General features: G+C 36.2%; 26 protein-coding genes and 1 pseudogene. 19 read left to right on the top strand and 8 right to left on the bottom strand.

Features of this window, described 5'->3' with window-relative positions; all coding sequences use genetic code 11:
* The first annotated feature begins 6 nt into the window (after positions 1 to 6).
* The 3 genes from AC3WSO_RS10980 to AC3WSO_RS10990 all read left to right on the top strand — a co-directional run bounded on the left by AC3WSO_RS10980 (position 7) and on the right by AC3WSO_RS10990 (position 2,251).
* The gene (locus tag AC3WSO_RS10980; protein WP_492530717.1) at positions 7 to 549 is read left to right on the top strand and encodes a sigma-70 family RNA polymerase sigma factor; all 543 of its coding nucleotides are present in this window, start codon (positions 7 to 9) and stop codon (positions 547 to 549) included.
* Positions 533 to 1,639 carry a DUF4179 domain-containing protein gene (locus AC3WSO_RS10985; protein ID WP_492530718.1) on the top strand — a complete coding sequence of 369 codons (1,107 nt, stop codon included), beginning with the start codon at positions 533 to 535 and terminating at the stop codon, positions 1,637 to 1,639. Before AC3WSO_RS10980 ends, AC3WSO_RS10985 begins: the two co-directional genes overlap by 17 nt.
* Positions 1,640 to 1,726: 87 nt before the next feature.
* Complete coding sequence (locus AC3WSO_RS10990) at positions 1,727 to 2,251, top strand: tubby C-terminal domain-like protein (RefSeq protein WP_492530719.1); 525 nt, start codon at positions 1,727 to 1,729, stop codon at positions 2,249 to 2,251.
* A 206-nt stretch (positions 2,252 to 2,457) separates the two neighbouring features.
* On the opposite strand, the gene AC3WSO_RS10995 is transcribed toward AC3WSO_RS10990, so the two are convergent.
* The 4 genes from AC3WSO_RS10995 to AC3WSO_RS11010 all read right to left on the bottom strand — a co-directional run bounded on the left by AC3WSO_RS10995 (position 2,458) and on the right by AC3WSO_RS11010 (position 8,061).
* Positions 2,458 to 4,116, bottom strand: a complete 1,659-nt coding sequence (locus AC3WSO_RS10995) for a DUF6138 family protein (protein WP_492530720.1) — start codon at positions 4,114 to 4,116, stop codon at positions 2,458 to 2,460.
* A gap of 192 nt (positions 4,117 to 4,308) precedes the next feature.
* Complete coding sequence (locus tag AC3WSO_RS11000; RefSeq protein WP_492530722.1) at positions 4,309 to 6,819, bottom strand: ABC transporter permease; 2,511 nt, start codon at positions 6,817 to 6,819, stop codon at positions 4,309 to 4,311.
* Positions 6,819 to 7,547: an ABC transporter ATP-binding protein gene (locus AC3WSO_RS11005; protein ID WP_492534325.1), complete on the bottom strand. Its 729-nt coding sequence runs from the start codon at positions 7,545 to 7,547 to the stop codon at positions 6,819 to 6,821. The genes AC3WSO_RS11000 and AC3WSO_RS11005 overlap by 1 nt, the downstream gene beginning before the upstream one ends.
* 52 nt (positions 7,548 to 7,599) lie before the next feature.
* A complete protein-coding gene (locus tag AC3WSO_RS11010; RefSeq protein ID WP_492530724.1) occupies positions 7,600 to 8,061 on the bottom strand; it encodes a sigma-70 family RNA polymerase sigma factor in 462 nt (153 codons plus the stop codon).
* Positions 8,062 to 8,636: 575 nt separating this feature from the next.
* Between AC3WSO_RS11010 and AC3WSO_RS11015 the strand changes: the two genes are divergently transcribed.
* The 13 genes from AC3WSO_RS11015 (at position 8,637) to AC3WSO_RS11075 (ending at position 19,015) form a co-directional block, all read left to right on the top strand.
* Positions 8,637 to 9,074, top strand: a complete 438-nt coding sequence (locus AC3WSO_RS11015) for a hypothetical protein (protein WP_492530725.1) — start codon at positions 8,637 to 8,639, stop codon at positions 9,072 to 9,074.
* 267 nt (positions 9,075 to 9,341) lie between these two features.
* Entirely contained in the window at positions 9,342 to 11,024 is a 1,683-nt protein-coding gene (locus tag AC3WSO_RS11020) for a methyl-accepting chemotaxis protein (protein ID WP_492530727.1), read from the top strand.
* Positions 11,025 to 11,305: 281 nt separating this feature from the next.
* A complete protein-coding gene (locus tag AC3WSO_RS11025; RefSeq protein ID WP_492530728.1) occupies positions 11,306 to 12,946 on the top strand; it encodes a right-handed parallel beta-helix repeat-containing protein in 1,641 nt (546 codons plus the stop codon).
* A 460-nt stretch (positions 12,947 to 13,406) separates the two neighbouring features.
* Positions 13,407 to 13,598, top strand: a complete 192-nt coding sequence (locus AC3WSO_RS11030; RefSeq protein ID WP_492530730.1) for a hypothetical protein — start codon at positions 13,407 to 13,409, stop codon at positions 13,596 to 13,598.
* A gap of 261 nt (positions 13,599 to 13,859) precedes the next feature.
* Positions 13,860 to 13,988 (top strand): hypothetical protein, encoded by a 129-nt coding sequence (locus AC3WSO_RS11035; RefSeq protein ID WP_492530731.1) that lies wholly within the window; start codon positions 13,860 to 13,862, stop codon positions 13,986 to 13,988.
* Between the two features lie 17 nt (positions 13,989 to 14,005).
* Entirely contained in the window at positions 14,006 to 14,602 is a 597-nt protein-coding gene (locus AC3WSO_RS11040) for a class I SAM-dependent methyltransferase (RefSeq protein ID WP_492530733.1), read from the top strand.
* 25 nt (positions 14,603 to 14,627) lie between these two features.
* On the top strand, positions 14,628 to 15,194 hold the full coding sequence (locus AC3WSO_RS11045) for a DNA-3-methyladenine glycosylase I (RefSeq protein ID WP_492530734.1): 567 nt from the start codon (positions 14,628 to 14,630) through the stop codon (positions 15,192 to 15,194).
* Complete coding sequence (locus AC3WSO_RS11050) at positions 15,194 to 15,877, top strand: DUF1963 domain-containing protein (protein WP_492530736.1); 684 nt, start codon at positions 15,194 to 15,196, stop codon at positions 15,875 to 15,877. Before AC3WSO_RS11045 ends, AC3WSO_RS11050 begins: the two co-directional genes overlap by 1 nt.
* Positions 15,878 to 15,931: 54 nt before the next feature.
* Positions 15,932 to 16,132: a hypothetical protein gene (locus AC3WSO_RS11055; protein WP_492530738.1), complete on the top strand. Its 201-nt coding sequence runs from the start codon at positions 15,932 to 15,934 to the stop codon at positions 16,130 to 16,132.
* 212 nt (positions 16,133 to 16,344) lie between these two features.
* Positions 16,345 to 16,647, top strand: a complete 303-nt coding sequence (locus AC3WSO_RS11060; RefSeq protein WP_492530739.1) for a hypothetical protein — start codon at positions 16,345 to 16,347, stop codon at positions 16,645 to 16,647.
* Positions 16,648 to 16,820: 173 nt separating this feature from the next.
* On the top strand, positions 16,821 to 17,282 hold the full coding sequence (locus AC3WSO_RS11065; protein WP_492530741.1) for a hypothetical protein: 462 nt from the start codon (positions 16,821 to 16,823) through the stop codon (positions 17,280 to 17,282).
* A 5-nt stretch (positions 17,283 to 17,287) separates the two neighbouring features.
* Positions 17,288 to 17,908 (top strand): NAD(P)-dependent oxidoreductase, encoded by a 621-nt coding sequence (locus tag AC3WSO_RS11070; protein ID WP_492530743.1) that lies wholly within the window; start codon positions 17,288 to 17,290, stop codon positions 17,906 to 17,908.
* A 249-nt stretch (positions 17,909 to 18,157) separates the two neighbouring features.
* Positions 18,158 to 19,015, top strand: a complete 858-nt coding sequence (locus AC3WSO_RS11075; RefSeq protein ID WP_492530744.1) for a S16 family serine protease — start codon at positions 18,158 to 18,160, stop codon at positions 19,013 to 19,015.
* 205 nt (positions 19,016 to 19,220) lie between these two features.
* On the opposite strand, the gene AC3WSO_RS11080 is transcribed toward AC3WSO_RS11075, so the two are convergent.
* On the bottom strand, positions 19,221 to 19,412 hold the full coding sequence (locus AC3WSO_RS11080; protein ID WP_349658344.1) for a hypothetical protein: 192 nt from the start codon (positions 19,410 to 19,412) through the stop codon (positions 19,221 to 19,223).
* A gap of 306 nt (positions 19,413 to 19,718) precedes the next feature.
* Between AC3WSO_RS11080 and AC3WSO_RS11085 the strand changes: the two genes are divergently transcribed.
* Positions 19,719 to 20,081 (top strand): hypothetical protein, encoded by a 363-nt coding sequence (locus tag AC3WSO_RS11085; protein ID WP_492530746.1) that lies wholly within the window; start codon positions 19,719 to 19,721, stop codon positions 20,079 to 20,081.
* The gene (locus AC3WSO_RS11090) at positions 20,068 to 20,706 is read left to right on the top strand and encodes an O-methyltransferase (RefSeq protein ID WP_492530747.1); all 639 of its coding nucleotides are present in this window, start codon (positions 20,068 to 20,070) and stop codon (positions 20,704 to 20,706) included. The genes AC3WSO_RS11085 and AC3WSO_RS11090 overlap by 14 nt, the downstream gene beginning before the upstream one ends.
* Before the next feature lie 70 nt (positions 20,707 to 20,776).
* On the opposite strand, the gene AC3WSO_RS11095 is transcribed toward AC3WSO_RS11090, so the two are convergent.
* The 3 genes from AC3WSO_RS11095 to csaA form a co-directional block, all read right to left on the bottom strand.
* Positions 20,777 to 20,998 (bottom strand): hypothetical protein, encoded by a 222-nt coding sequence (locus AC3WSO_RS11095; protein ID WP_492530749.1) that lies wholly within the window; start codon positions 20,996 to 20,998, stop codon positions 20,777 to 20,779.
* Positions 20,999 to 21,213: 215 nt separating this feature from the next.
* Positions 21,214 to 21,642 (bottom strand): GNAT family N-acetyltransferase, encoded by a 429-nt coding sequence (locus AC3WSO_RS11100; RefSeq protein ID WP_492530751.1) that lies wholly within the window; start codon positions 21,640 to 21,642, stop codon positions 21,214 to 21,216.
* A gap of 482 nt (positions 21,643 to 22,124) precedes the next feature.
* Positions 22,125 to 22,457 (bottom strand): chaperone CsaA, encoded by a 333-nt coding sequence (gene csaA, locus AC3WSO_RS11105; protein ID WP_492530753.1) that lies wholly within the window; start codon positions 22,455 to 22,457, stop codon positions 22,125 to 22,127.
* Positions 22,458 to 22,812: 355 nt separating this feature from the next.
* On the opposite strand from csaA, the pseudogene AC3WSO_RS11110 reads away from it, so the two are divergent.
* Positions 22,813 to 23,510: pseudogene (locus AC3WSO_RS11110) on the top strand (Type 1 glutamine amidotransferase-like domain-containing protein).
* Positions 23,511 to 23,556: the final 46 nt, after the last annotated feature.

The following is a 23,556-nucleotide window of genomic DNA, read 5'->3' on the forward strand; positions in this document are numbered from 1 at the left end:
AACAGCGTGGAACATGACTTATCAATCGTCAAACAGGCTATTGCAGGGAATAAGGAGGCTTTTCAGCAGCTACTTATTCTAGAGGAAGAAAAATTATTTTATACTGCGCTTTCTTACGTTGGCCAAAAAGAGGATGCTTTGGATGCGATTCAAGAAGCTGCGTGTAAAGCCTTTCTAACCGTTCATCAGCTAAAGCATCCAGAATTTTTTTCTACATGGCTGTTTCGAATTTTAATACATGAGTGCTACAGGTTACTAAAAAAGGGGAATAAAATTATCCCCTATGAAGAAAGTGAATTATTAAATCGTTTACAGGAGCAAGAAAATGTTATGGCGAATCCAATCGATTTATCGGAATCCATACAGCAATTGAGTCATTCTCAGCAAATGGCCATCATTTTATTTTATTATCACGATTTACCGATTAAAGAGATAGCAGAAGTAATGGAAAAGCCAGTTAGCACTATTAAAACGTATTTGCATCGTGGAAAAAAACAATTAAAGCGTGAATTAGAAAGGAGTGCAACGTTGAATGAAAAAGCTATTTAATGAAAACGGACCCCTTCCGGAATTCCCAAGAGATGAGGTACGAGCAGCAATTAGCAAAGGAATCCAACAAGCAGAGGAGCAAACAAATATGAGTCAAGCCCCTATTCAAATGAAAAGAAAAAGTAAACGTAAACCGTTATTATATGTAGCAAGTGCGGCAGCAGCATTTTGTATTATGGTAGGTTCAGCCGCTTATGTATCACCAACATTCGCAAGTACATTATCACAGCTACCAATCGTCGGTTCAGTATTCAGTAACTCTGGTTTCCTTGGGTTAAAACAAGCTAGTGAACAAGGGTTATCAAGCACTATTGGAGAAAAACAAACAATTAACGGTATTTCCGTAACAATTGATGAAGTCCTTTATGACGCGTCAAATATTACGGTAGGACTTACAATTGATTCTGAAAAGGAATTGAGTGCTGAGTACTTCGGGGCAGGACCGAACTTTACTATTAATGGTAAAAACCCTAAAGTAAGTTCTGGTGGCTATGGTGAAAAAGTTGTAAGTCCAACGGTTCGTACAGGCATCGCAACATTAGAAGTGAAGGAGGACATGCCGGATTCCTTTGAAATGGGCCTATCGTTAGAAGGGAAAGAAGGGGAAAAGTGGGAGTTTACGGTTCCTGTTAAAAAGATTACGGATATTATTAATGTTCCCGTTCATCATCAGCAACAAGCAGGGGACATTCAACTAGATGTGTCCAAAATTTCCTTAAGTCCATCAGGTATAGCACTTGATTATAAAGCAACTGAAAAGGGTACAGAGGATAATCCACATATAGGTGCATCGTTTATAGAGTTCCGTATTACAGATGAACATGGCAAAGAAATTACATCGCATTCTGGTGGAGGAGAAGGTCATTTTGATAATGGTGTATGGAACTTTAGCAGCACCAAGTCCTTTGACCCGATTTCAGACGATGTTCAAAAATTAATGATTACACCATATTTAATGATTCCTTCAGGTGGAGGCGGTGTACATGTTGATTTAGCCGGCGTAGAAACGAAAATCCCATTTAAAAAGCCATCTGCAAAAGAAGTGAAGTTCCAACCATTTACCGTAGAAGTACCAAAGCAAACTAAATAAACAGTCAAGCGCCAAATGCAACCTTTGTATTTGGCGTTTATTTTATGTTAGGTTATAGGGAGCAAGTGTAATGAAGGAGCGAATATATTGAAGATTTATACATACAAACAACCAGCGGCAATTGAATCGACAGAGTTAGTAGCAATCGTTAATGAAGCGGGGGAAGTATCGTCTACTGTTCAACGTGTTTATTCGAACGGATTGAAAAAGGCGTTTGACCGCACGATGGACTATCGTTATTTTGTACGTTTTGATGTGAGCGATGTCGCTGGTCAGGCTCTTTTTACATGTAAGAAGATGTCGCGACGTGGGCGAGTGCATTTTCGAGGGAAGGATTTCGTTACAGGCAAAGACTATATGATTGCCTATGATGGCTGGCAAATTATGATTCCTGATTTAATCATCACGGATGACGTCCAACAAATAAAACTGAACAAGGAAATGGAGGACTGGTCAGTTTTTTCTCTTGACGATCAACCGATTGCTCGTTGGCAGGCAGTTTTTTGTGAGACACATTTTGAGATAACGCTGCAAATTGAAGATAACAGCCCTATACAGCATGAAGCCTTATTTATTGCGATCGGACAGGCTGTGTTGTTTGTAGGAGCGTAAGATGTCGATAAATTTGAAAAAGTGTCTGATAAACTGTAATAGTTCGGTGATAAAATAAGAAAATCGGGCGATAAAACTAAAATAGTGCGCGATAAATAAAAAATCGCCCTAAATAAAGTTTGATTAACTTGATATGAGAACAAATATAAAGAGCGTGTTTTGAAAAAATTGATCAAAACACGCTCTTTTTAAACAGAATGAAGCTCTCAGGTCATTTCGATTTGAAGTGCCAACAGCTGTTCCAAACCTTCTTTTAATGGCGTTTGTGTATTTTGGGTTGTTTCTACAAGATTTTCTATGCTACCGAAAATCCGGCATAATACCATTTCGCATTCATAAATCTCTTTGCCTTTCAGCGCCTCGAATAGTGCCTGGGAAAGCTCGAGACTATCGATGGTTAGATTTTTGACTAGCGTACCTTCATCAATCCCTCCAAGCAAAATGGATACAATTACCGGCATATGCTCCGCTTTTACGCCATGCGCCTCAATAAACGCCTCTGCATAGCCATCATGTGCTAACTGATGCTCTGTATCTACCATTTCCATATAGCGACAGACCAACGGAAAATAAGCTTCGCTGTACAAGCCTAGGCCCAATACCGCATAAGTGCCTGGCATGACCGATTCCTCACTTGGCTCCACATCCCCATACCATGCGAACTCTTCCATAGCTGTTTCCACATATTGTGCAAGCTTCGGAAACAAAGTAGGGTAGCTAAGTGCATTCGCAAAAAATTGATGTAGCTCGGACTTCGCCAATTCCGTCATAGGAAGAAAGTTCATTTGGCAACTCTCCAGTTTTAGCAGATAACTTTTGGAAAACCCTTGCATCAAAAGATCGATAATGTAATCTAGCGCTTCTTTATATGCCAGTTCTTCTTCGGACAGAATTCGGATTTCGATCGTTTGTGTAATATCGTTGTTTCTACCTTCCATCAGCTCTCCGTAATATGTACGAGCAAAATTTCCACTGCCTTCTTCTAAATAATGAGTAGCCTCCTTGGAGCCCAATTGGACTGCCAGTTCTATATATTTTTGCCGGATATCTGGCTCTGTGAAGCCAATTTGTAATGCTGCATAAAGAAAGAACTTCATCTCACTGATGTCTACGGAAGGACGATCTTCTTTCAAAGTCCAAATCATTCCATAATGACCGGATCGGGTAAAATGCTGCAGTAAAAAGTAATCCAACGCCCAATTTTTTAACGCATAAGTATACCGACTGATCCACTCATTTTTGAGCTTTTGTTCATGATTTAACTTGTCGGAGAGTCGACGAATTAACGGATCAATTATTTCTACTTCCTGTTTCATCAAATCAGGATTGACCAAATGATTGGCGAAAAAGAAAATGTCAATCTCTACAGGTATCACGGGCAGATCAGAAAGAATCATTGTTTGAATAAAATGATCCAGCCTCTTTTGTAGTTGAATCAACTTGGCCTCATTCAACAGCTGTTTGTTAAGCGTTAATTTCGAATTCTCCCATTCAAACTCAAACACAACTTCAAACTTGTAATCAAAGAAATTGGATCCCAGTTGCTCCGAGCGGAACAAGTCGTCTACTAACTTGCACAAGGGAGGGAAGAACTCCTCAGTTAGAAGTTCATCGGTCAACTCCAAAATGTAAGTATCCGCTTTAAATTTATTCGAGCGGGATAAAAATTTGGAGAAATCGATATAAATTTGACCTTTAGACCAGGTAAACTTGCCTTTTCTCCACGCCACCCGGAGGTAGTCGTGAACGCCAACTTGCAACGCTCTTTGATCCTTAAACTCATCGATTCTTTTGCTTTCTGTTTCGTAAATTGTAGTGATTTCCTGCCATACCTTATTTAGAAAAGCTTCCACAGCCTGATTCAACGGTGTTTCCTCCTAATATTGCTTAGTTAATGTTTATAGTATTGATCTACATATATTTTACAAAATTTAACACGGAAAGCGAACATCTTTTTTAATAAATCTACCTAGCTCGTTAGTTGAAGTATAAAAATTCCCCGAAAAAAAATCATACCTCTAAGACAGCTATAGAGGTATGAAAGAGGGGGGGATCATTCAAATATCAATCATTTCATTCGCCAATTTCTTCCGACTAATCCAGTATCCTTGCAGTGTAAAGACAATGAGTGTCGCGGCTAAAAAGACGATACTCGTCATACTTAATGTGAAAAAGTCATAGTACGTCGGAGCTCCTTCGTCAATAAAGCTCAACATTCTCGTTAACGCTAATCCAAGAATAGTTCCAACTACTAGCCCGTATAACACAAATGATATCACTTGCGTTAAAATCAACTTGATTAATCCGCTAGGGGAAAGACCAATTAGTCGTTGAATCGCATAATCGCCACGTTTTGAATAAATGGAGTGAAGCAATGTTTGCAATACCCCAAGGCAAGTAGTGGTAATCAAAATAACGAAGACGCCAACAAAAAGGCTCCATCGCTGGAAGATCATTTCATCGTTTTGCTCGATAAATGTCTCTTTATCATTAATTTTTAAAGCTGGCCAACGCTTCTGTAAGAAAGCGAGGTCTGCTAATGCCTGCTCTGTATCATCTGCTTCCACCATGATGTCTGTAATAATAGTTGAATCTGATACTATAAATGAGGACCAATCGACAAACAAATCTATATATTTATTATAAGAGTCAAGGGCTATATCAACGACCATTAATTCACCAATTGGCACTTCCTGCTGAAGTGTTTCATCATATGTACCTGCCATTATATAATCACCAACAGCTAATTGATGTTTTTTGGCAAGTCGTTCTGTAATGATCACCCCATTTTTTAACTCTCCTTTAAAAGCATCAAGCTTTTCTAATTGGACGTATTTTTCAACATCAATGGCCTCGAAATTACTACCTTCCCAGCCATTGTCACCTTCAAGCATTATATAAGGTGCGTTACTTCGTTCATAGGCATAGGATACGCTCGGCAACGCCTCAATTTCTTTAATCAAAGCTGGTGTAATAGTTGGATCTTCTAATTCATTATCAATTTTTATAGATGTTTCATATTGAGAGTTTATATATCTATATGAGTTTTGTTGATTCGTTTTAAATAAAGAGCTACCGAATATTAAAATGACCATTAATCCAACAATACTAAGCACAATAGGCATATTTTTTCGCACCTGTGGCATGAGCTGCTGACACGCTAAGTATGCTTCTTTGCCAAGTACAGCACGAATAGGTTTCAAGGAAATTTTGAATAGTACTGTAAAAAGATACGGCATGATATAGAGTAAAATCCCACAGACGAGTAATGTACCGATTAAAATCATGAGTGCCCCTTTGCCAGTACTTTTCCCGACTTGATAAGCATTCACAAACAAGAATAGGGATATGAATGCAACGATGCCCACAACAATCGTTTTCCATTTTGTCCAGCGTAAACTTAAATTTTCATTTTCTGTGGCGATTTGTAAAGGTAAAAGACTAGCGCTTTTATGAACTTGCCATCGTGTGATTAGTTGCAGCAATAAAAAACTTGCAATAGCAATCACGATAACAAAGATCATTGGAAAGTCAGTTTTTGCATCTGGCATTTTCATCAAGCTAATTAGCTGTGGTAGCCAACTTTTTATCACTAATAAACTGACCAAAGTCCCTAGCAATACGCCAAAGCCAATGATGATAGATAATTGCAATTGTACTATGCGACTAACTTGCTTAGTGGATGCGCCAAGTGCACGTAATACCATAAGCTGTTCTTTAATTTTGTAAAATAATAGCTGGAACGTTGATAGAAGTAAGACACTAGAAATAAGTAAGATAAAGAATGACAATACAATTATAAAAATTATTAATGCTTGTAGATTTCTCTTAATTTCATCGTAGTCGCTCATGATATCGACACGTAATGTGTCATCTAGCTGTTTCAAATCCGCACCAACTGAAGTTGCAATATGATCGTTTTCCGTTTTAATGAGGGCGAACATACCGGCAGTTTGTGCATCACTATTATCCATCCACGATTTCAACACATCATTTTGAATCAGGATAATATTAGGACTATCTGTGCCTTTTAGAGGTGGAAGGATTTCTTGGATCGTAAAGGTGCCTGTTTCTGCTTCAGCGGAGTTTCCGACTGTTTTATTGAACGTAATGTTTAAAGCATCTCCGACATCCTTGTGGAAGAGACGGGCCATATTTTCAGTGATGACAACATCTTCTGGACCAAGATTAACATTAAAATGATAGCGGCTTTTCACTAAGTCATCGTTTTCAACACCAACAGTATAAAATGATGTGTTTTTTTCATTTTCAACATTTGTATGAGCTAATGACACACTAGAAACTTTTGTGATTCCAGGCATTGATTCGAAATTTTTGATTTGCTGTGATGTTAACAGCCTATGTTGATCAGGATTATAACCGACCAGCAAATCCATTTCGCCATATAATGCTTGTATTTCTTCCTTCATTTGACTATTAGCATTCAATATGTAAACACTCATTGTCATGACAAGGCAAATAGAAATGGTAATAATACTTATACTCGTTAATACATTTGTCCACGCTGCACGAAATAGCTTCAGAGCAATGGTACGCATCGTAAACATTACACATCACCTCTAGTAATCAGCTTGAACTTTGATAAAATGCAATCTAAATCCTCTGCTGTTTGCTTATTTTGATAGGAATCCACAATGGCACCATCATGGAAGAATAATACACGGTTTGCATAAGTAGCAACATAAGGGTCATGTGTCACGAGTAAAATGGTTTGATCCAGATTTTTTTGCAAGTTTACTAGGAGCTCTAAAATTTCGTCTGTCGTATTCACATCTAAAGCACCAGTCGGTTCATCGGCCAGTAAAATTGGCGGGTTTGCAATAATGGCGCGTGCTATAGCTACTCGTTGTTTTTGACCACCAGAAAGCTCATTAGGTCGATGCTTCGCCCATGCAGCAATATTGAGCTTTTCCATCATTTGCTGTACACGTACTTTAATCTCTTTACTTGGCACATCATTAAGGATAAGGGGGAGCGCAATATTATCTTCAACTGATAAATCTTTCAACAGATGGAATGATTGAAAGATAAAGCCAATATTCTCTTTACGGAATTTCGATGCTTTTGGCTCTTTATAAATATCATGCGCTTCCTGTCCAAATAAGAATAACGCACCTTCAGTCGGTTCATCGATGGCACTAATCATATTTAGTAGTGTACTTTTACCAGAACCGCTTGTCCCCATAATGGCCACCATTTCACCTTGATAAATCGTACAGTGAATATTTTTCAATGCATTGACCGTATGATGCTTTTGTTGAAAGATTTTTGACATCCCTTCAATACGTAACACTTCTGTTAAACGTCCTTCAGGGATTGGAATCGCATTAATAACTCCTTTCAACGGATTGAACCCATTCATCTATATATGCCCCCTTTAATTGTTGTCGTAAAGCTTGTAAGCCTCGGCGAATATGAGTTTTCACTGTGCCCTCAGGACATTGTAAAATCACAGCAATATCCTTTACCGAGTAGTCTTGATAAAAACGTAATAGTAAAACCGTTTTATATTTTTCCTCTAGCTTGCAGAGTGCATGCCATAAATCTAGTTCTTCTTCGATATATGTAGGTGATGTACTATTGAGATCCTCTAATGTATGTGGTTCGACAAGCTGTACAGAGTTATTCTTGGCAAGATAGGTTTTACAGCAATTAATAATAATGCGCGTTAGCCAAGTAGAAAAATATTGAGGATCCTTTAATTGAGGTAGGCCCTCATACGCACGGATAATGGTCTGTTGAAAAACTTCTACGGCGTCATTTTCATTTTGGACATAAACGTAAGCCATTCGATATAGCTTATGTTGCTCTTGTTCAATAAGCTTATAGAAAGCTTGCTCATCTCCATTTTGTGCTAACTGTACTAATGATTGTTGCTTTGTAGTAATGAAAATCGCCTCCTTCCGACTGTTAGACTTGGCAAACCATCATTTCGATTCAAGTTTTTTTTTTATTGGAAATTTAGTAGGCTATCACCCTAATGTAGGGTTGATTTCCGTTCCACTAATGCTAATCTCCAAGTTTTGAACGAAGATCAACTTATATACATAGCATAAGTTTTAACCAACGATTCCCTAAATGTTAGTGTTGTACTCATTTTTAGCTAATGTCCAATTTATGGTTAAAAATAGTTTATTGCTATAATACCATTAATAGGTGGAAGTGATGGAGGTTTAAGAAGTAAAACGAAAAATCACTAGCTAGAAGCATTTTAAAATAAAGGTACAAGATGAAAAAAATGCTGTACAAAAGATACGTATTTTCGATCTGCTCTGTTTAGTAACAAGAAAATAGATACTTATAGAAGGAATCCACCTACCTTTACTAGAAGGTCATATATACACATTCATAAAGGGGTGATTCGTTGCGATTAACGAAAGGGATTTCAGGTTTTGATGCAGACCATCTAATCGAACAGGATATGCGTACTTTCCAGTCGATGGTTTATCATTTAGTGACAAGCGAACAACGAGCAAAAGCGTTGCATTTTATCAATCAGCCTCATTTTGTTTACATGCAAGCGGTGATTCAACTGGAGGATGAGCGTTTGACAATTCTCCATCATAGGCTGATGCCTTATATTGCATTTGCTAAGTTTGATGAAGAGCTAAGCTTTCAATTTTTAACAAAAACTCACATACACAAATATTTTCCGATGCGTAAATGCCTTATAGCTGATACATTAAACACAATGGTGACGCAAGATAAGGAGTTGCACAGTTTATCTGAGGTGGAATGGAATTATATTTCACACTTTGACAGTAAAACAATAGGGGATGTTATTTTTAACTATTGGGATTAGTTTTTAAATAGAAGGAACAGCTTGATTTATAAAGCTGTTCCTTTTCGAGTGTGTTAAAAGTACTACTCGGAGTTTCTTGGTAGTTCATATGCTTTATTTTTAGATTCTATAATCCGCTATAAATTACATAAAAATTAACTAGTTATTTCATTTAATATATAAAAAATTCCTGATTCATCCAATTTCGTCTTTAAAGTGGTAGATTACTAATAGTATTCAAATTATGATAAAGCACATATTTTCATTGGAAAATAAGGAGAATTTGAAATGAATTTTAAGTCTATTAGTAAAAGAATCGTTTTTTCTTTCAGCATTGTTATAGCAATCGTCATTTTATACATTGTTTACAATAACTTTGCAATACAACAAAGCAATAGCGCGACGGAACAAATCGTTGATGAAGATTTGCAAATACTAATTGCAGATTATGAGCAAGCTCAAACGATTTCGCTAAGAATTGCTGCAGCTAGAGGGTATGTACTTTCTGGCGAAGAAAAGTATAAGAAGATTTTTGAAGATACTGTAAAGCAGGCTGTTGAGAACGAACAAAAGCGTTTAGAAATTACAGAGTCAGGAGATTTCGGCAAAATTGCGGAAATGGCGAAGGAATGGAATAGCTATGTTGAAAAAGAGGTATTTGATGTTTATGATCGAGGTCAGAAGGAACTAGCAACGAAAAATTTAGCTTCTATGAGTGAAAAAGCGACGGAAATACGTGAAGGCTATGAAAGATTAGCCGAGCATCGTAAGCAATCGATTAATACTTTAGGCGCAGATATTATTAAAGCAGGGGAGACGAAGCAGCTGACAGGTAGTGTCATAGGAATTGTCATTGTGATCGTTACTATTATGATTGCATTGTTAAGTGCTCGACTGATTTCAAGACCAATCATCGCTTTGACAAATCGTATGCAACGAATTACTGAAGGTGACTTAAGTGAACCTGCACTTGCTGTGAAATCAAAAGATGAGATAGGACAGCTTACAGAAGCGACTAACAAGATGTCCGATATTTTGAATCGTTTATTAAAGCAAATTCAAACAGTATCTAATGACGTAGCTGCACATAGTGAAGAGCTTATGCAATCGTCGGCAGAAGTGAAAACGGGTACGGAACAAATTGTCGATACAGTTACTGAAATTGCAAGTGGCACAGAAGTGCAGGCAAGTAATGCATCAGATGTAGCGACAACAATGACAGAATTCACCTTAAAGGTGACAGATGTCAACAATAGTAGTACAGATGTTCAGCAGTATTCCCAACACGTTATGGCTTTAACGAAAGAGGGCCGAAGTTTAATGGACGCATCAACTGCGCAAATGACTTCCATTCATCATATTGTGAAGGATTCTGTTTATAAAGTGGATGAACTTAGTAAACAAACGCAGGAAATTTCAAAAATCGTAGCTGTCATACAGGATATTGCTGCACAAACGAATTTACTAGCACTTAATGCAGCAATCGAAGCGGCTCGCGTAGGTGAGCATGGTAAAGGGTTTGCGGTCGTTGCAGACGAAGTTCGTAAACTCGCCGAACAAGTAGCAGTCTCCGTGGACGATATAACGGGGATTGTTCAAAAAATTCAACAAGATTCTAACACGGTGACATCTTCGCTAGAAACTGGCTATCACGAGGTTGAAAAAGGTACGGCTCAAATCGCATCTACAAATGAAACATTCAATCAGATTGCAGAGGCCGTTTATGCCATGTCAACGAATATTGATGACGTGATGACAAAGCTAGAAGAGGTAGTACAAAATACCGTTACAATTAATAAATCAGTGGACGAAATTGCCGCTGTATCAGAACAATCCGCTGCAGGCATCCAAGAAACTTCATCAACAATCGAACAAGCAGCAAGCTCAATGGACGAAATTAAAAATAGTTCAGCCAATTTAGCGGGTATGGCAGAGAATTTAAATGACCTTGTAAGGAAGTTCAAATTGTAATTAAATGTATTGTTGTTTTGTAGCAATTTAATTATGTAAATCGGTTAAACCAGCAATCGACGAGAAAATCGTGTGATTGCTGGTTTTATTTTATTTTGAAAGAAGGTTGAAATCAAAGTGTTAATACCTTTATCAAAATAGTTTTGTCGCTCTAACAAAAGCTGGTTGTAAATTATTTATCCAAAAATTGAATAACAGGAAGTTCAATGAGGCTATAAATAATATAAAACCGACAATTAATTTCATGTTTTCATGAATAAGCTTCGATAAGGAGTGTGGAGATGGCGACACTTGTTGTAAAGAGAGGTATTATGTACAAATACCAAAGCATTGGGCAGGCGATTCAAGAGGCAAAGCCAGGAGATTTTATTGAAATCCGGGAAGGGATCTATGAAGAAAGCTTTGAAATTTCCCAAAGGCTTACATTGTATGGAGTAGGAAATGTGACCATTAAAGGTGGCGTGTTTATACGTTATCAAACACTTGTGAATATGCGAAGTTTGCGTTTTACGCAAGGACAGGGTATTTATGTAAAGGGAGATTTACAGCTAGAAAACTGTGTTATTGAGCAGCAAATGGTGCAAACACAAGTAACCGTGAGCTTCGGAAGTTTAATGATGAAAAATGTTGATATTTTAGCGAGTCCTATCAATCATGTTGGCTTACGTATTGATAATGGTTCGAGTGGTATTCTTGTGGATACAACTATCCAGCATCATAAAAAAGCTCAAATTATGGTTCAAAATAGTGAAATCACTTTGACGAATTGTATGCTGTTGGAAGGGAAAGCGAATGGCATTTATGCAATACGAAATGTGAAAATGGAGATGGTGGATTGTGAAATTCATGGACATCAAAAGTCTCAAATTGTTGCAGCCTCCAGTTCAATTTCAATGATGAATACACTTATTCACCAAGGGCAGAGTATTGGGATTCAAGTTTTCGAGAACACGAAGCTATCGATGGATGGCTGTGAAATCAAGCAACACCAAGATACGCACTTAGTTGTACATCAAAGTGAGCTGTTCGTGACGGATTCTATCTTTTCTGATGGAGTTGGAAATGGCCTTTTTCTTGGTGAGAAATCGAAGGCGATAGTGTACGATTGTAAGATTCACCGGAATGTGAAATCACAGTTGTTAATTGAAAACAGTAAAGTGGAGTTTCGTACATGTAGAATAGAAAAGGGAGAGGCGACAGGAGTAACGGTTGTTAATGAAGCAGATGTATCGATGACAGAATGTCATGTCCAAGAACACCCGCAATTTCAAATGATTGTTGACGCCAGCGGGCTAATACTCAATCAGTGCATGATTCAAATTGGGCAGGCAGGTGGTATTTATGGCAATGATCATGCTAAGATTACGCTCCAGAATACCATAATCCGGGAGCTCGAAAGTCACCAAATTTATATTAATAACGCTTGGCTCTTTACTGATAATTGTACGTTCGAACATATTCGTGCGAATGCGATTACTTGTATTGATGGTATTTTTGAAATAGCAAATAGTAAATTTAAAAACTGTTATGAAGGTCCATATGCAATCATTTGGTCTGATCAGTCGATGGGCCGTTTTAAGCATTGTACGATTGATGAAGCAGATCGTCCATTTTTAGCGGTGTCCAATCAATCTTTACTTGAGATGGTGTACACAGATCTAGTTACTGTCAAAATTCCCTCTATTGTACAGGGGAAAAGTCAATTATTTATCGAAGGGTATACGAACAAGGCATTGTGGAAGAGTGATACATCGTCGAGAATAGTTTATTTGCAAGCCAATACTAAAACAAAGCAAGATGTAATAAATCAAGCAGAAGCAACCGACATGCAAATACTGGACGAAAGATTACGAATACAAGTCGAAAATTTACAAAAACTTAACATTATTGCCTCGACGAATAATGTTAATAAAACAGTATAGGTACCGACTAAAAAAGTAGGATAAGTAGTTTCAATTATTTTGAAATTACTTTTTTTGTGGGGTAAAAGTACTATGATAACCATGTAAATAAATATGATGGATACGTACAAAGACACTTCTTCATTGTTCATAGCCATTGATATTTGTATGTAAACGGTTTCTTTATAATGATTTTTACACTGTAGCGCCGAAATCTAAAATTCGACAAAAGCACTTGTTATTTTTATAATAGAATTAATGAATAAAAGTATCGATCTAGGTATTGTATTAAAAATTATTATTAAATAACTACAGAGGTTAAAGTTTTAGTAGATTTAAGTAGATTTTGGATTGTTTAATTTGTATATGTTATCCTTATAATCAGGGAAAAAGTTCATTGAATGCTTTACTAGTTCGTTGTTTTAGTAATATGAAAAATGATTGTAAAATAATAATTGGATGAAGTAGAGGTGAAAAAGGAATGTTTGGGCTGACAAAAGAAGAAATTATGTTAATGCTTGAGAAGGCAGGATTAGAGGAGAAACAAAAAAAAGCAATTGCGGACATCCTGCATCTTAACAATTTACGAATCGAGCAACAACTTGCATTTATTATCCATCTAGTAATGGACGAGCGCGAAAGAAGTATTGCCAACAATACATATTTAAATTAGAAAATATTGTAGGATAAGTAGTTATCTTTTTGACATATACCATATATTTTTGAGATTAATTGACGAAAAAATAACCCTTTTAAACGATTGTTACTATTATTTTATCCTACTTATAGATGACAAAAATCACAAGTGCTATTTCCTAAATGCACTTGTGATTTTTTTTGAACATAAACCTCCCTTGTGAATGGTAAAATTTGAAACTTTTTTATTTTTCAGAACGTAAAGAGATAAGAAAGAAAAGAACGGGAGGATAGTAGTTTGAAGCAAGCGTTAATGATACTTGATATTCAACATGATTACTTTAGTGATCAAACGAGAATGCCAGTAGCAAGTCATCAAATTGAGCCAACTTCAAATAACATAAATGGCCTTATAAAGCGACAATGACAAGGGGGAATTTTAAAATGACACTTTTACAACGATTAATCGAACAAGCTAAACAACCGCGAGGATTCGTAGGCTCATTGATGTTGCGAATTATGAATAAGGCACATAGCGGTATGAATATTTGGCTCATGAAACAGGAAGCTGTAAATGATGGTGATATTGTGTTAGATATTGGATGTGGAGGTGGAAAAACGCTTCAATCCTTATCGAAAATGAATCCAAGTGGTAAAATCTATGGTATAGACTTTTCCGCGCAGGCGGTTAAAGATTCTATAAAAACCAATCAAATGGACGTGGCAAATGGAAAAGTGATCGTAACGCAAGCAAGTGTTTCAAGCATTCCGCACAAGGATAAGTTTTTCGATACGATTACAGCGTTCCAAACGCATTATTTTTGGCCAAATTTAGCGAATGATGTCAAGGAAGTATTTAGGGTATTGAAGGACGATGGTAAGTTTATCATCATTTCGGAGCTCTATAAAATTAATTATCATATGAAAGCTTATAAAACTAAGTCTGAAATCAAGCAGTTGTTTGAAAGTGTTGGGTTTCAAACTGTTACTATACGAGAAAACACGCAAAAAGGCTGGCTTTGTATTACAGGAATTAAATGAATCATAGTAAATGGAGGATATATCAATGAAAAGATGTGAATGGGTCAAGCAAGATGAGCCTTTATATGTTGAATACCATGATAAAGAATGGGGTATCCCTGTCCATGATGATCAGCATTTATTTGAGATGCTCTGTCTAGAAGGAGCACAGGCTGGTCTTAGCTGGTGGACGATTTTACAAAAAAGAGAGGGCTACCGGGCAGCTTTCGACCAATTTGATGCTTCTAAAATCATTCTCTATACGGAGGACAAACTACAGGAGCTTAGAGAGGATTCTCGCATTGTACGAAATAAGCTTAAAATTGCTAGTGTTGTAACGAATGCTCAAGCCTTTCTACAAATACAGGAGCAGTATGGATCTTTCTCTCAATATATTTGGGGCTTTGTAGACCATCAGCCGATCATCAATGAATGGTCGTCCATTGCAGACGTACCTGCTACAACAGAAATTAGTGAATGTATGAGCAAGCAATTAAAAAAAGACGGTTTTAAATTTGTTGGTAGTACGATTTGCTATTCATTTATGCAGGCAACAGGAATGGTAAATGACCATGTCGTCGATTGTTTTTGTCGCAGTGAAGGTGATAGCTGATGAAAGTTGATGATATTAAGGCTCAATTAGTAAGGCAAGCAACGATCTTTGAAACGGGTGGTATTAGACCTACATATGACCTGTTAGAAAGCTGGATAGGCTACGTAGGATGGTCTTTACCAACAGAGGAGTGTCCACAAGGGTTTCAGCCCCTTGCTTCATTATTTTTAAAGGAGCTTCCTTTTGTACCCACATCGCTTCAACATATTGAGCTGCTAACGTTATTTATGAATGAAGAAATATTTGATCACCTCATAGACGATGATCTTAGCCGTTTTTTTGAAATAAGAGCATATACTTCTTTAGAAGATTTAGTCCAGCAAAATTGGCAGCATGACCGAATTCGAGCTTTCCCACTTATTCCGAAATGGATTGACAATGATTATCCGACATGGGATGGGGGAGGGATTCCATCTGATGTTGAGGAAGAAATTTTGAGGCTAGAGCAAGAGGAGGATGTTGAGTACTTCGATGATATCGTTGAAGAAATATACGCCGTCCATAAAATTGGTGGCTATCCAGCTTTTTGCCAAAGTGGTCGTGATTATGGTGAGGAATTTCCGTTTGTACTCCAAATTGCCTCAGACGCGAAGGCGTATTTTAATATCGTCGATAATGGGAATTTCTATTTCTTTTTTAATCGTGAGCTAAATGAGTGGCGTGTAGATTGCGATTTTTATTAGCGGTAAAATCATTTTAACGTTCAAACAGTAATGGAATGATGAGGAGGAATGAAAATGAGGAGGCATACTTCCGAAGTTAGAAAAGTAAAGAAGGAGAGAAAAATGGGAAATAAAACGGTCATTAAGAGCGGTATTAGTTTTGGCTCGGTATTGGCGATTACTATTTCTTGGAGTGTCAATCATTCGATCATCTGGGCCATCGTACATGGTTGTTTAAGCTGGTTATATGTCATTTATTACGCAATATTTATATAGACCCCAATCAAAGTAGCGCAAATATGGAACCTGACACTGTCCAATTGTTTAGCGATACATTGCATCGTCTACATACAATAACGAATGTGTACCTCGTTCATAACTTTTGAGCATTTAGCATAAATAACTAAGTGCTCTTTTTTTGGTGAAAAGCTCATATTCAGAAAGATTACTAACATCTTTCCATGTATCGTAGAAGAAAGGTTGATAGGATGACACATCAAGTAACCGCCAAAAGCAATTTTGATTTTAATGCTTCCGGCGTTGATGAAATATTACAAAATGTAGCGTATATATTATCTACTTTCGTAATTTCTTGCCCTTTGTACAGAGATTTTGGTTTTAGTCTAGACACTCTTCCACCCTTCCAGCTTGCCAAAAGACGAAATACTGCACGTCTTTTAGAAAGCATTCAACGTTTCGTGCCACAAGTTATAGTTATAGATGTAGATTATCTTGGAGATGCATATGTAGGAAAATTAGAACCGGTTGTGAAAGTTATCGTTAATAAATAAATCTTTAGGTGATTTATGTCCTTTACAACAAATTTGCCAGGTGAATTAAATGGTAGCCTGGCAAATTTATAAAAATCATTTCGATCATTGCTGTACATTACGGGAAAATGGGATCAATTCATGATTTAAAAAGAGAAGCGTATTCTATTAAAAAGATGGAATGGAGAGAATATATGAGAGGGTTCATTAAAAGCCTTTTTATTTTATTTTCCGTGATCGTAATAGCTGCTGCCTTGTTTAAGTATAATCAACCTTCAAATGAAAGGCCCGTTCAAAAAAATCCCGATATAAATTATAATGAAGAAATTGGTGAAAAATTACAAAATACGAATTTTACAAAAAAAATTATAGTAGCGTTACGAGCAGCAGGCTATTATCCAGATAGTACGATCGGCTACTTAATTGAATCACCAAACAATCAAGTAATCACTATACCATTACATAATTTAGATAAATTAGAAAAAAGCACAGAAAGCGAAATCCAAAATATCGTCAATAGTATTGCGGAAACAAATGATCTTGAGCTGTTTATCGTTAATGTCAGACTTATTGATGCATTAACAACAAGTAAGAATGGTGAAAGTCCTCTATCAAGTTACAGAAAATTTGTGTGCTATAATCAAGATAAGAGGTGATCATTTTGAGAATTTTAGTTTTAGGCGCCACTGGACGCGTTGGTAGCCACATTGTTTCCCTAGCTTTACGGGATGAACATAGCGTTACAGCGTTAGTTCGTACCCCAAATAAGCTGAACCTAAATGATGAAAATTTACAGATAGTACAAGGAAATGTATTAACAAAACAAGATATAGAATATGTCATGGCGAATGTTGATATTGTGATCAGTGCATTAAATACGGACGGCACCAATACATTAACTAAAAGTATGGCGCTAATTCTTGAAGCAATGGAAAAACAGCATGTAAAAAGAATTATAACGATTGGAACGGCGGGAATTCTACAAAGTCGTCTGACACCAAATGTATTACGTTACCAATCGAGTGAGTCCAAAAGAAAAACAACCTTTGCGGCAGAAGAGCATCATAAAGTCTATCAGTTATTGAAGAAATCAGACTCTGATTGGACAATCGTCTGTCCTACATACTTACCTGACGGTGAATACGCAGGGACCTATCGTATTGAACAGGATTTTTTACCGGATGGTGGTGGAGAAATATCTGTAGCAGATACGGCAGAGTTTGCCTATCAACAAATTCAAAGTAAAGAATATGTGAAATCGCGTGTAGGTATTGCTTACTAATGATAAAAAGAGTTTGAAAAAAGCTAATAGGTGTGGAAGTGCGTTAATCGAAGTAGGATTAACGCTTTTTTATTGTTAAGGTAATATTTTGGGTATTGAACTTGAGATGTGCTGAGAACATTGCAATATAAGATGATCGATTAAGAAGGAATTTTAGAATATTTCTGGAATGTTTACACTAAGAAATGCAATGTATCTCAATAAGGAGTGAAGAATATTTCTAATCAAAAAAGAAGATTGCCTTATATCGTGACTATCTTTTTAATCCCCCTTTATTATGGTGTATTTTTATTATTGTATTTTCAAGATGTAATTGGTGGAATTTCTTTTGTTGCTATATTATTGATTAATTTTATCATCTTATTTATTGTTCGCATATTACTTAGAAAAAAAGTATATAAAAGAAAAATCACGCTTGCAATTTACATGATGTTCTTGCTGTTTTGTTTCGAATTCCCACTTATATTTTATGAAGGAACTTCGCATGTTGCATACATATACAAAGAGCCATTTCATGCGAGGGATACTGAAATCTATTTAATAGGGGTAGATAGAGTAGATTTTCAATACATGGAGAGTATTCAATCTGTTGAAGATCTGTTAAATAAACAACAAGTTCCTTTTTTAGATGTTGCTGAAATTACGAATTTAGATAAATACGAGAGCAAAAATCAGCAAATATTAAAGTGGCTTCATCTTCAGAAAAATGAAGTAGATCAAATGAAAGAAAACGTCATTCATTATCTAGGTAAAGAAGATGAACATATTAATGTTTTTTTAAATCAGGATAATATTAGTGGAAATAGTGCTGGCTTGGGGCTAGCACTAACAGGACTCATTTTGCGAGGCGATTTCCAAAACAACGTAGCAATTGCAGTGACTGGCGCATTAAGCGCGAACGGTGACGTATTACCGATAGGAGTACTAAAAGAAAAAATTCTAATCGCAGAAAAATACGGTTTACCTTATATGATTATTCCCACTAAAAATGCAGAAGAGGCAGCACAAATTCAAGAGGAGCAAAAAATCAACATAAAAATTTTGCATGTGTCTCATATCGATGAAGCTATTCAACTAATTAATGAGATGAATGGTAAAAATAAATGAAGAGAAGAGGTCATAACTCTAAATAAGTAAAACACTATTTTTCTGGTTTTAAGTATAAAAATCAAAAATCAAATTTTTATGTTAATTAGAAATGAAAACCTAATTAATGATCTCTATGGTTTCAAGTTATGAATTAAGGTCACCTTTAATAATAGAAAGGTGACCAGAAAAAAGTTCGATTCGCTTTAAGAACTCATAAGATCAATTATTTGATGTGGCAAGCAAAGGTGTAATTTAATGAAAGAAGATCTCTTTCTACAATGGGTTCTCCACCTGCTTTTAGACACCTTTCACTTGCCAAATTAATTTCCTGTTGATTAAAAAATGATTGCACCCCAGTTAAAAACACTACGCCAAAAACAAGTAATAGACCAATTTTTAAAAATGGCCTTTTCATTATATCGCTCCTTCTTTTGAACATGAAGTTCTCTACTTCAATACCAATGAATCCTTAACTCCTAGAAGTCACACAACTAATAATTACCGTTTTATGGTGATGGCTATTATTTACAGTTTAATGGAAGAACAGAGGGAAGTACATATTACATAATGCCTTAAACGTATAATGTTTCTGTTGTTAAAGTATGAAATGAGGAAACGGGAAATGAATACAGAAGGTTAATTGACAAGTTGTATACATTTGTATACACTGTAAATGAAATTGATATTGTATACAAATGTATACAACGAGAGGAGGATGAAAATGAGAAGTGAAAAAATGAAGGAGTTTAGAGAAGAGGGACATCATCGTGGGGGACGTCACAGAGGAAGAGATGGCTCTCATCAACGTGGCCCCAAAACTTTCCGTCGTGGAAGAGCTATTGCTTTTTTAGAGGTGATGAATTTAAAGCGTGCAACGATTAAGCAACAATTAGAGCAACCAGAGTTTCAATCGATTCAGCCAATATTAGTGGGGGAATTAAAAGCTATTGATATGGTCATCAATGAATTCAGTCAATTATTTGAAATACATGAAAGTGAAACGCTGGAAATACCTGACGGTCAACAGGATGAAAAATCTATCAACCATGATGAAGAGGGGAATAACGTAAATGAAAATAATTAATACTTACATTGATTCAGTATTTCATACGCAAGACTCTATTTTAGAGGAGGTTATTACGTCCATTCAAGAAAACGGGATGCCCGCCATTTCTGTCTCTGCTTCTTCTGGCAAACTTTTAACAATGCTTGTTTCGATGATTGGTGCTAAAAACATTCTTGAAGTAGGGGCTCTCGGGGGTTATAGTGGCATTTGTCTAGCTAGAGGGTTCGGAAGTGATGGGAAATTAACTTCGCTAGAATTAGAGGAAAAATACGCGCAGTTAGCTTACAGTAATTTATCGAAAGCAGGTTTTGCTGAACAAGTGACCTATATGACGGGGCCTGCATTGCAAAGCCTCGAAAAGCTGGAGCAGGGCAATGAGCGATTCGATTTTTTCTTTATCGATGCTGATAAGGATAATTATGAAAACTATTTAAATTACTGTGTGAAGTTAGCAAAACCGGATGCGATTATCGTTACGGATAATGTCCTTGCTAATGGGAGTGTGGCAGACCCAAATGCCCAACCAAAACGTTATACGGAATTAATGAAGAAATTCAATATTGCAGTAGCAAACCACCCTCAATTAGAGTCGATTATTATTCCAATTGGTGATGGTATGACACTTTCAAAAGTGAAGAAGTAAGTACTATTTTTGTTTTGAAGGCACTGACGTACTGCATGTTAGTGCTTTTTTGTTTTGCAATTTAACTAGACTACAAGTATAAATAATTGAGTATCCACGCGGCAATCCCAGCAATAATTCCAACAATGATTAAAATAAGCCCATGTCTTTTCTCATGATAATCATTTCTTAAAACAATGCCCATACAAATGGCCATAATACCACAAAACAATTGAAAAAAGACAAGTGCAAACGAAGCGTTTAACCAACCAATTAGTATGAGTAGGGATTTATAGTTCTTTTTAGTGTTCATACACATTCCTCTTTTCGTGTTATGTATATATACCATTTTATTGGAATGTTTTATTGAAAATACATGATTTAATTTGGATATTATCAGTTGTGTATAAAAAGGGGGCCACGATCAGTTAGGGTTTCAATTAAAAAAGACTGCAATCAAACTTAAGCTTGATTGCAGTCTAATTTCAAATTAACTTATTTGATAAAAGTAGAGGGGGCCTCTCGTATCTAATTCAATCTTAAATGTACTATTGGATAAGGGCGACCTGAACTATCTGTTGGATCTTCACTGACAATTGTGAAACCATTTTTCAAATAAAACATCTTTGCGTTTTCATTGTCTTTATTAACATCAACAGACCGTACATTAAAATCTCTAATAAGTTGTTGCATTATTTGTTTTCCATAACCTTTTCCAATTTCAGCAGGTTCTAAAAATAGCATTTCTAAATGCTGATGATTGGTACCTGAAAAACCTATCAATTTATTTTCTACAAACCAAAGTCTTACATCAAGATGTGGGAAATACATAGGGATTTCCTTTTTAATGTCTTCCTTATCTTTGACACTTAAAAAATGATGGGTATTGATGACGGATCTATCCCAAAGATTTATAATAGTTTCATAGTCATTAGTTGTTGCTTGTCTGTTTTTCATAATGTTCTCTCCTTTTTCTCTTCATGTATCACGCTCCTTTCTATTCTTTATTTGAAGATTTTAACGATATAGCACCAATCTATATAAAATTTCATTTTTTAATTTCCTCCCAAATTAGGGGATTTGTTTTTACAGTTTTATGTAACAAAAATTGTAACACATGGCAATGGATGAAACAAAAAAGGACCACCACAATAGTAGTGACCCTTAGTATCAAGTCAGGAGGTGTAAGACTAAATTAGCTTTACACTACTATTTATATGATGTAGAAGCAATTAAAGTTAGTTTTGTGCCTGCAAACTAGATTTTTTTTAAACTTATTACAGCACGTGTCCAAACACCCGGTGAAGTAGAGGAACTCAGTCAAAGTGCGGCACTACCTGTGGCATTATCAAAATCGTGTCGGTCTAGCAAAAAGCCGATTCAGGTCGCAATTGTATGAGGCATTTTTGATAGGATACCACTATCACCAAATCCTCGACTTAACTAATTTTAGTTCCGTTTGGTACAGGTTGTTCAGGCGTTAATAAAATCACATCGCCTTCTACCGGAACGCCCCCAATCACTAAAACTTCTGATTTAAAGCCAGCTACACGACGGGGAGGGAAATTAACGATTGCTACTACTTGCTTATGAATAATTCCTTCAGGTGTATAGTGTTTAGTAATTTGAGCAGAAGATTGCTTGATGCCGATTTCTTCCCCAAAATCAATTTTCATTTTAATGGCAGGTACCCTTGCTTTCGGAAGTTCCTCAGCTTGGATCACAGTACCAATTCTAATATCAAGATTCATGAAGTCTTCTATAGTGGCCATAAAAAATACTCCTTTGTTTAATTTTCAATTATAAATTCTTTTCGATGAAATAATTTATTTTTTCTATAGTAGTTGGAAAAATATTTTCGAACATTACATAAAGCGATTCAAAAAATCTTCTTCTCTACCTTTATTATCAAAATAATCATACTCCTTCCCGGTAATATAACATAATGGTTTGGAATGTGCAGCGTTATTTGCTTACATTTTGTATACAGCTAAAAATGCAAAAATTAAAGCATTAGTTTTAACCTCAATTAATATTTTGTTGTAAAAAAACGGCATAAAAATAAGCGGCGTTGTATAATTAAGTTCAGTATTTTCAAAAACTAAAACGGAACGGAAGTGGGAAGAAATGAAACAAATTATTGCATTAGGGGGAGGAGGCTTTTCTATGGAGCCTCATAATCCTTTATTAGATACATATATTTTACAGCAGTCTAACAAAGTTAATCCTAAAATTTGCTTTGTTCCAACGGCAAGTGGAGACTCAGAAAACTATATTGCAAGATTTTATTCTTTCTTTAATTCACAACAATGCACACCGTCCCACTTATCCTTTTTTCACCACCAACGCGAGATTTAGAAAGTTTTATTATGGAAAAGGATATCATTTATGTCGGGGGAGGAAATACTAAAAACCTGTTAGCTTTATGGAAGGAATGGTCGTTAGATAGCATTTTTAAAACTGCTTGGCATGAGGGAATCCTATTAACAGGCATTAGTGCTGGGTCAATTTGTTGGTTTGAGGAAGGAATAACAGATTCATTCGGGGGAGAGTTAGAGCCGATAGAATGTTTAGGGTTTCTTCCAGGTAGTAATTGCCCTCATTATGATGGAGAAATCAATCGAAGACCAGCCTATCATAATTTGGTGAAAGCGAGTAAACTCTCAGCTGGAATTGCCGCAGATGATGGAGTAGCCGTCCATTTTATCAATCAAGAAATTCATAAAATCGTTAGTTCAAAACCAAATGGTAAAGCCTATAAGGTCTCGTTGGATAAGGATATCAAGGAGGAAGAGCTAGTTGTGGAATATTTAGGGAATGTATAAATAATTACGAAGCTTTCAGTAAGCCCTCATGCCTTTTCCTGACTTG

This window comes from Lysinibacillus sp. EB106-09-02-XG168, assembly GCF_058791475.1.

What these genes read in the sequence shown, in the direction of transcription:
- AC3WSO_RS11080 (WP_349658344.1), bottom strand. Translation starts at nt 19,412, where the DNA reads ATGAAAAGGCCATTTTTAAAAATTGGTCTATTACTTGTTTTTGGCGTA.
- AC3WSO_RS11020 (WP_492530727.1), top strand. Translation starts at nt 9,342, where the DNA reads ATGAATTTTAAGTCTATTAGTAAAAGAATCGTTTTTTCTTTCAGCATT.
- AC3WSO_RS11025 (WP_492530728.1), top strand. Translation starts at nt 11,306, where the DNA reads ATGGCGACACTTGTTGTAAAGAGAGGTATTATGTACAAATACCAAAGC.
- AC3WSO_RS11010 (WP_492530724.1), bottom strand. Translation starts at nt 8,061, where the DNA reads ATGGCTTACGTTTATGTCCAAAATGAAAATGACGCCGTAGAAGTTTTT.
- AC3WSO_RS11085 (WP_492530746.1), top strand. Translation starts at nt 19,719, where the DNA reads ATGAGAAGTGAAAAAATGAAGGAGTTTAGAGAAGAGGGACATCATCGT.
- AC3WSO_RS11090 (WP_492530747.1), top strand. Translation starts at nt 20,068, where the DNA reads ATGAAAATAATTAATACTTACATTGATTCAGTATTTCATACGCAAGAC.
- AC3WSO_RS11055 (WP_492530738.1), top strand. Translation starts at nt 15,932, where the DNA reads ATGAGGAGGCATACTTCCGAAGTTAGAAAAGTAAAGAAGGAGAGAAAA.
- AC3WSO_RS11005 (WP_492534325.1), bottom strand. Translation starts at nt 7,547, where the DNA reads ATGTCAAAAATCTTTCAACAAAAGCATCATACGGTCAATGCATTGAAA.
- AC3WSO_RS11060 (WP_492530739.1), top strand. Translation starts at nt 16,345, where the DNA reads ATGACACATCAAGTAACCGCCAAAAGCAATTTTGATTTTAATGCTTCC.
- AC3WSO_RS11100 (WP_492530751.1), bottom strand. Translation starts at nt 21,642, where the DNA reads ATGAAAAACAGACAAGCAACAACTAATGACTATGAAACTATTATAAAT.
- AC3WSO_RS11000 (WP_492530722.1), bottom strand. Translation starts at nt 6,819, where the DNA reads ATGTTTACGATGCGTACCATTGCTCTGAAGCTATTTCGTGCAGCGTGG.
- AC3WSO_RS11095 (WP_492530749.1), bottom strand. Translation starts at nt 20,998, where the DNA reads ATGAACACTAAAAAGAACTATAAATCCCTACTCATACTAATTGGTTGG.
- AC3WSO_RS11065 (WP_492530741.1), top strand. Translation starts at nt 16,821, where the DNA reads ATGAGAGGGTTCATTAAAAGCCTTTTTATTTTATTTTCCGTGATCGTA.
- AC3WSO_RS11050 (WP_492530736.1), top strand. Translation starts at nt 15,194, where the DNA reads ATGAAAGTTGATGATATTAAGGCTCAATTAGTAAGGCAAGCAACGATC.
- AC3WSO_RS11045 (WP_492530734.1), top strand. Translation starts at nt 14,628, where the DNA reads ATGAAAAGATGTGAATGGGTCAAGCAAGATGAGCCTTTATATGTTGAA.
- AC3WSO_RS11040 (WP_492530733.1), top strand. Translation starts at nt 14,006, where the DNA reads ATGACACTTTTACAACGATTAATCGAACAAGCTAAACAACCGCGAGGA.
- AC3WSO_RS10985 (WP_492530718.1), top strand. Translation starts at nt 533, where the DNA reads ATGAAAAAGCTATTTAATGAAAACGGACCCCTTCCGGAATTCCCAAGA.
- AC3WSO_RS11030 (WP_492530730.1), top strand. Translation starts at nt 13,407, where the DNA reads ATGTTTGGGCTGACAAAAGAAGAAATTATGTTAATGCTTGAGAAGGCA.
- csaA (WP_492530753.1), bottom strand. Translation starts at nt 22,457, where the DNA reads ATGGCCACTATAGAAGACTTCATGAATCTTGATATTAGAATTGGTACT.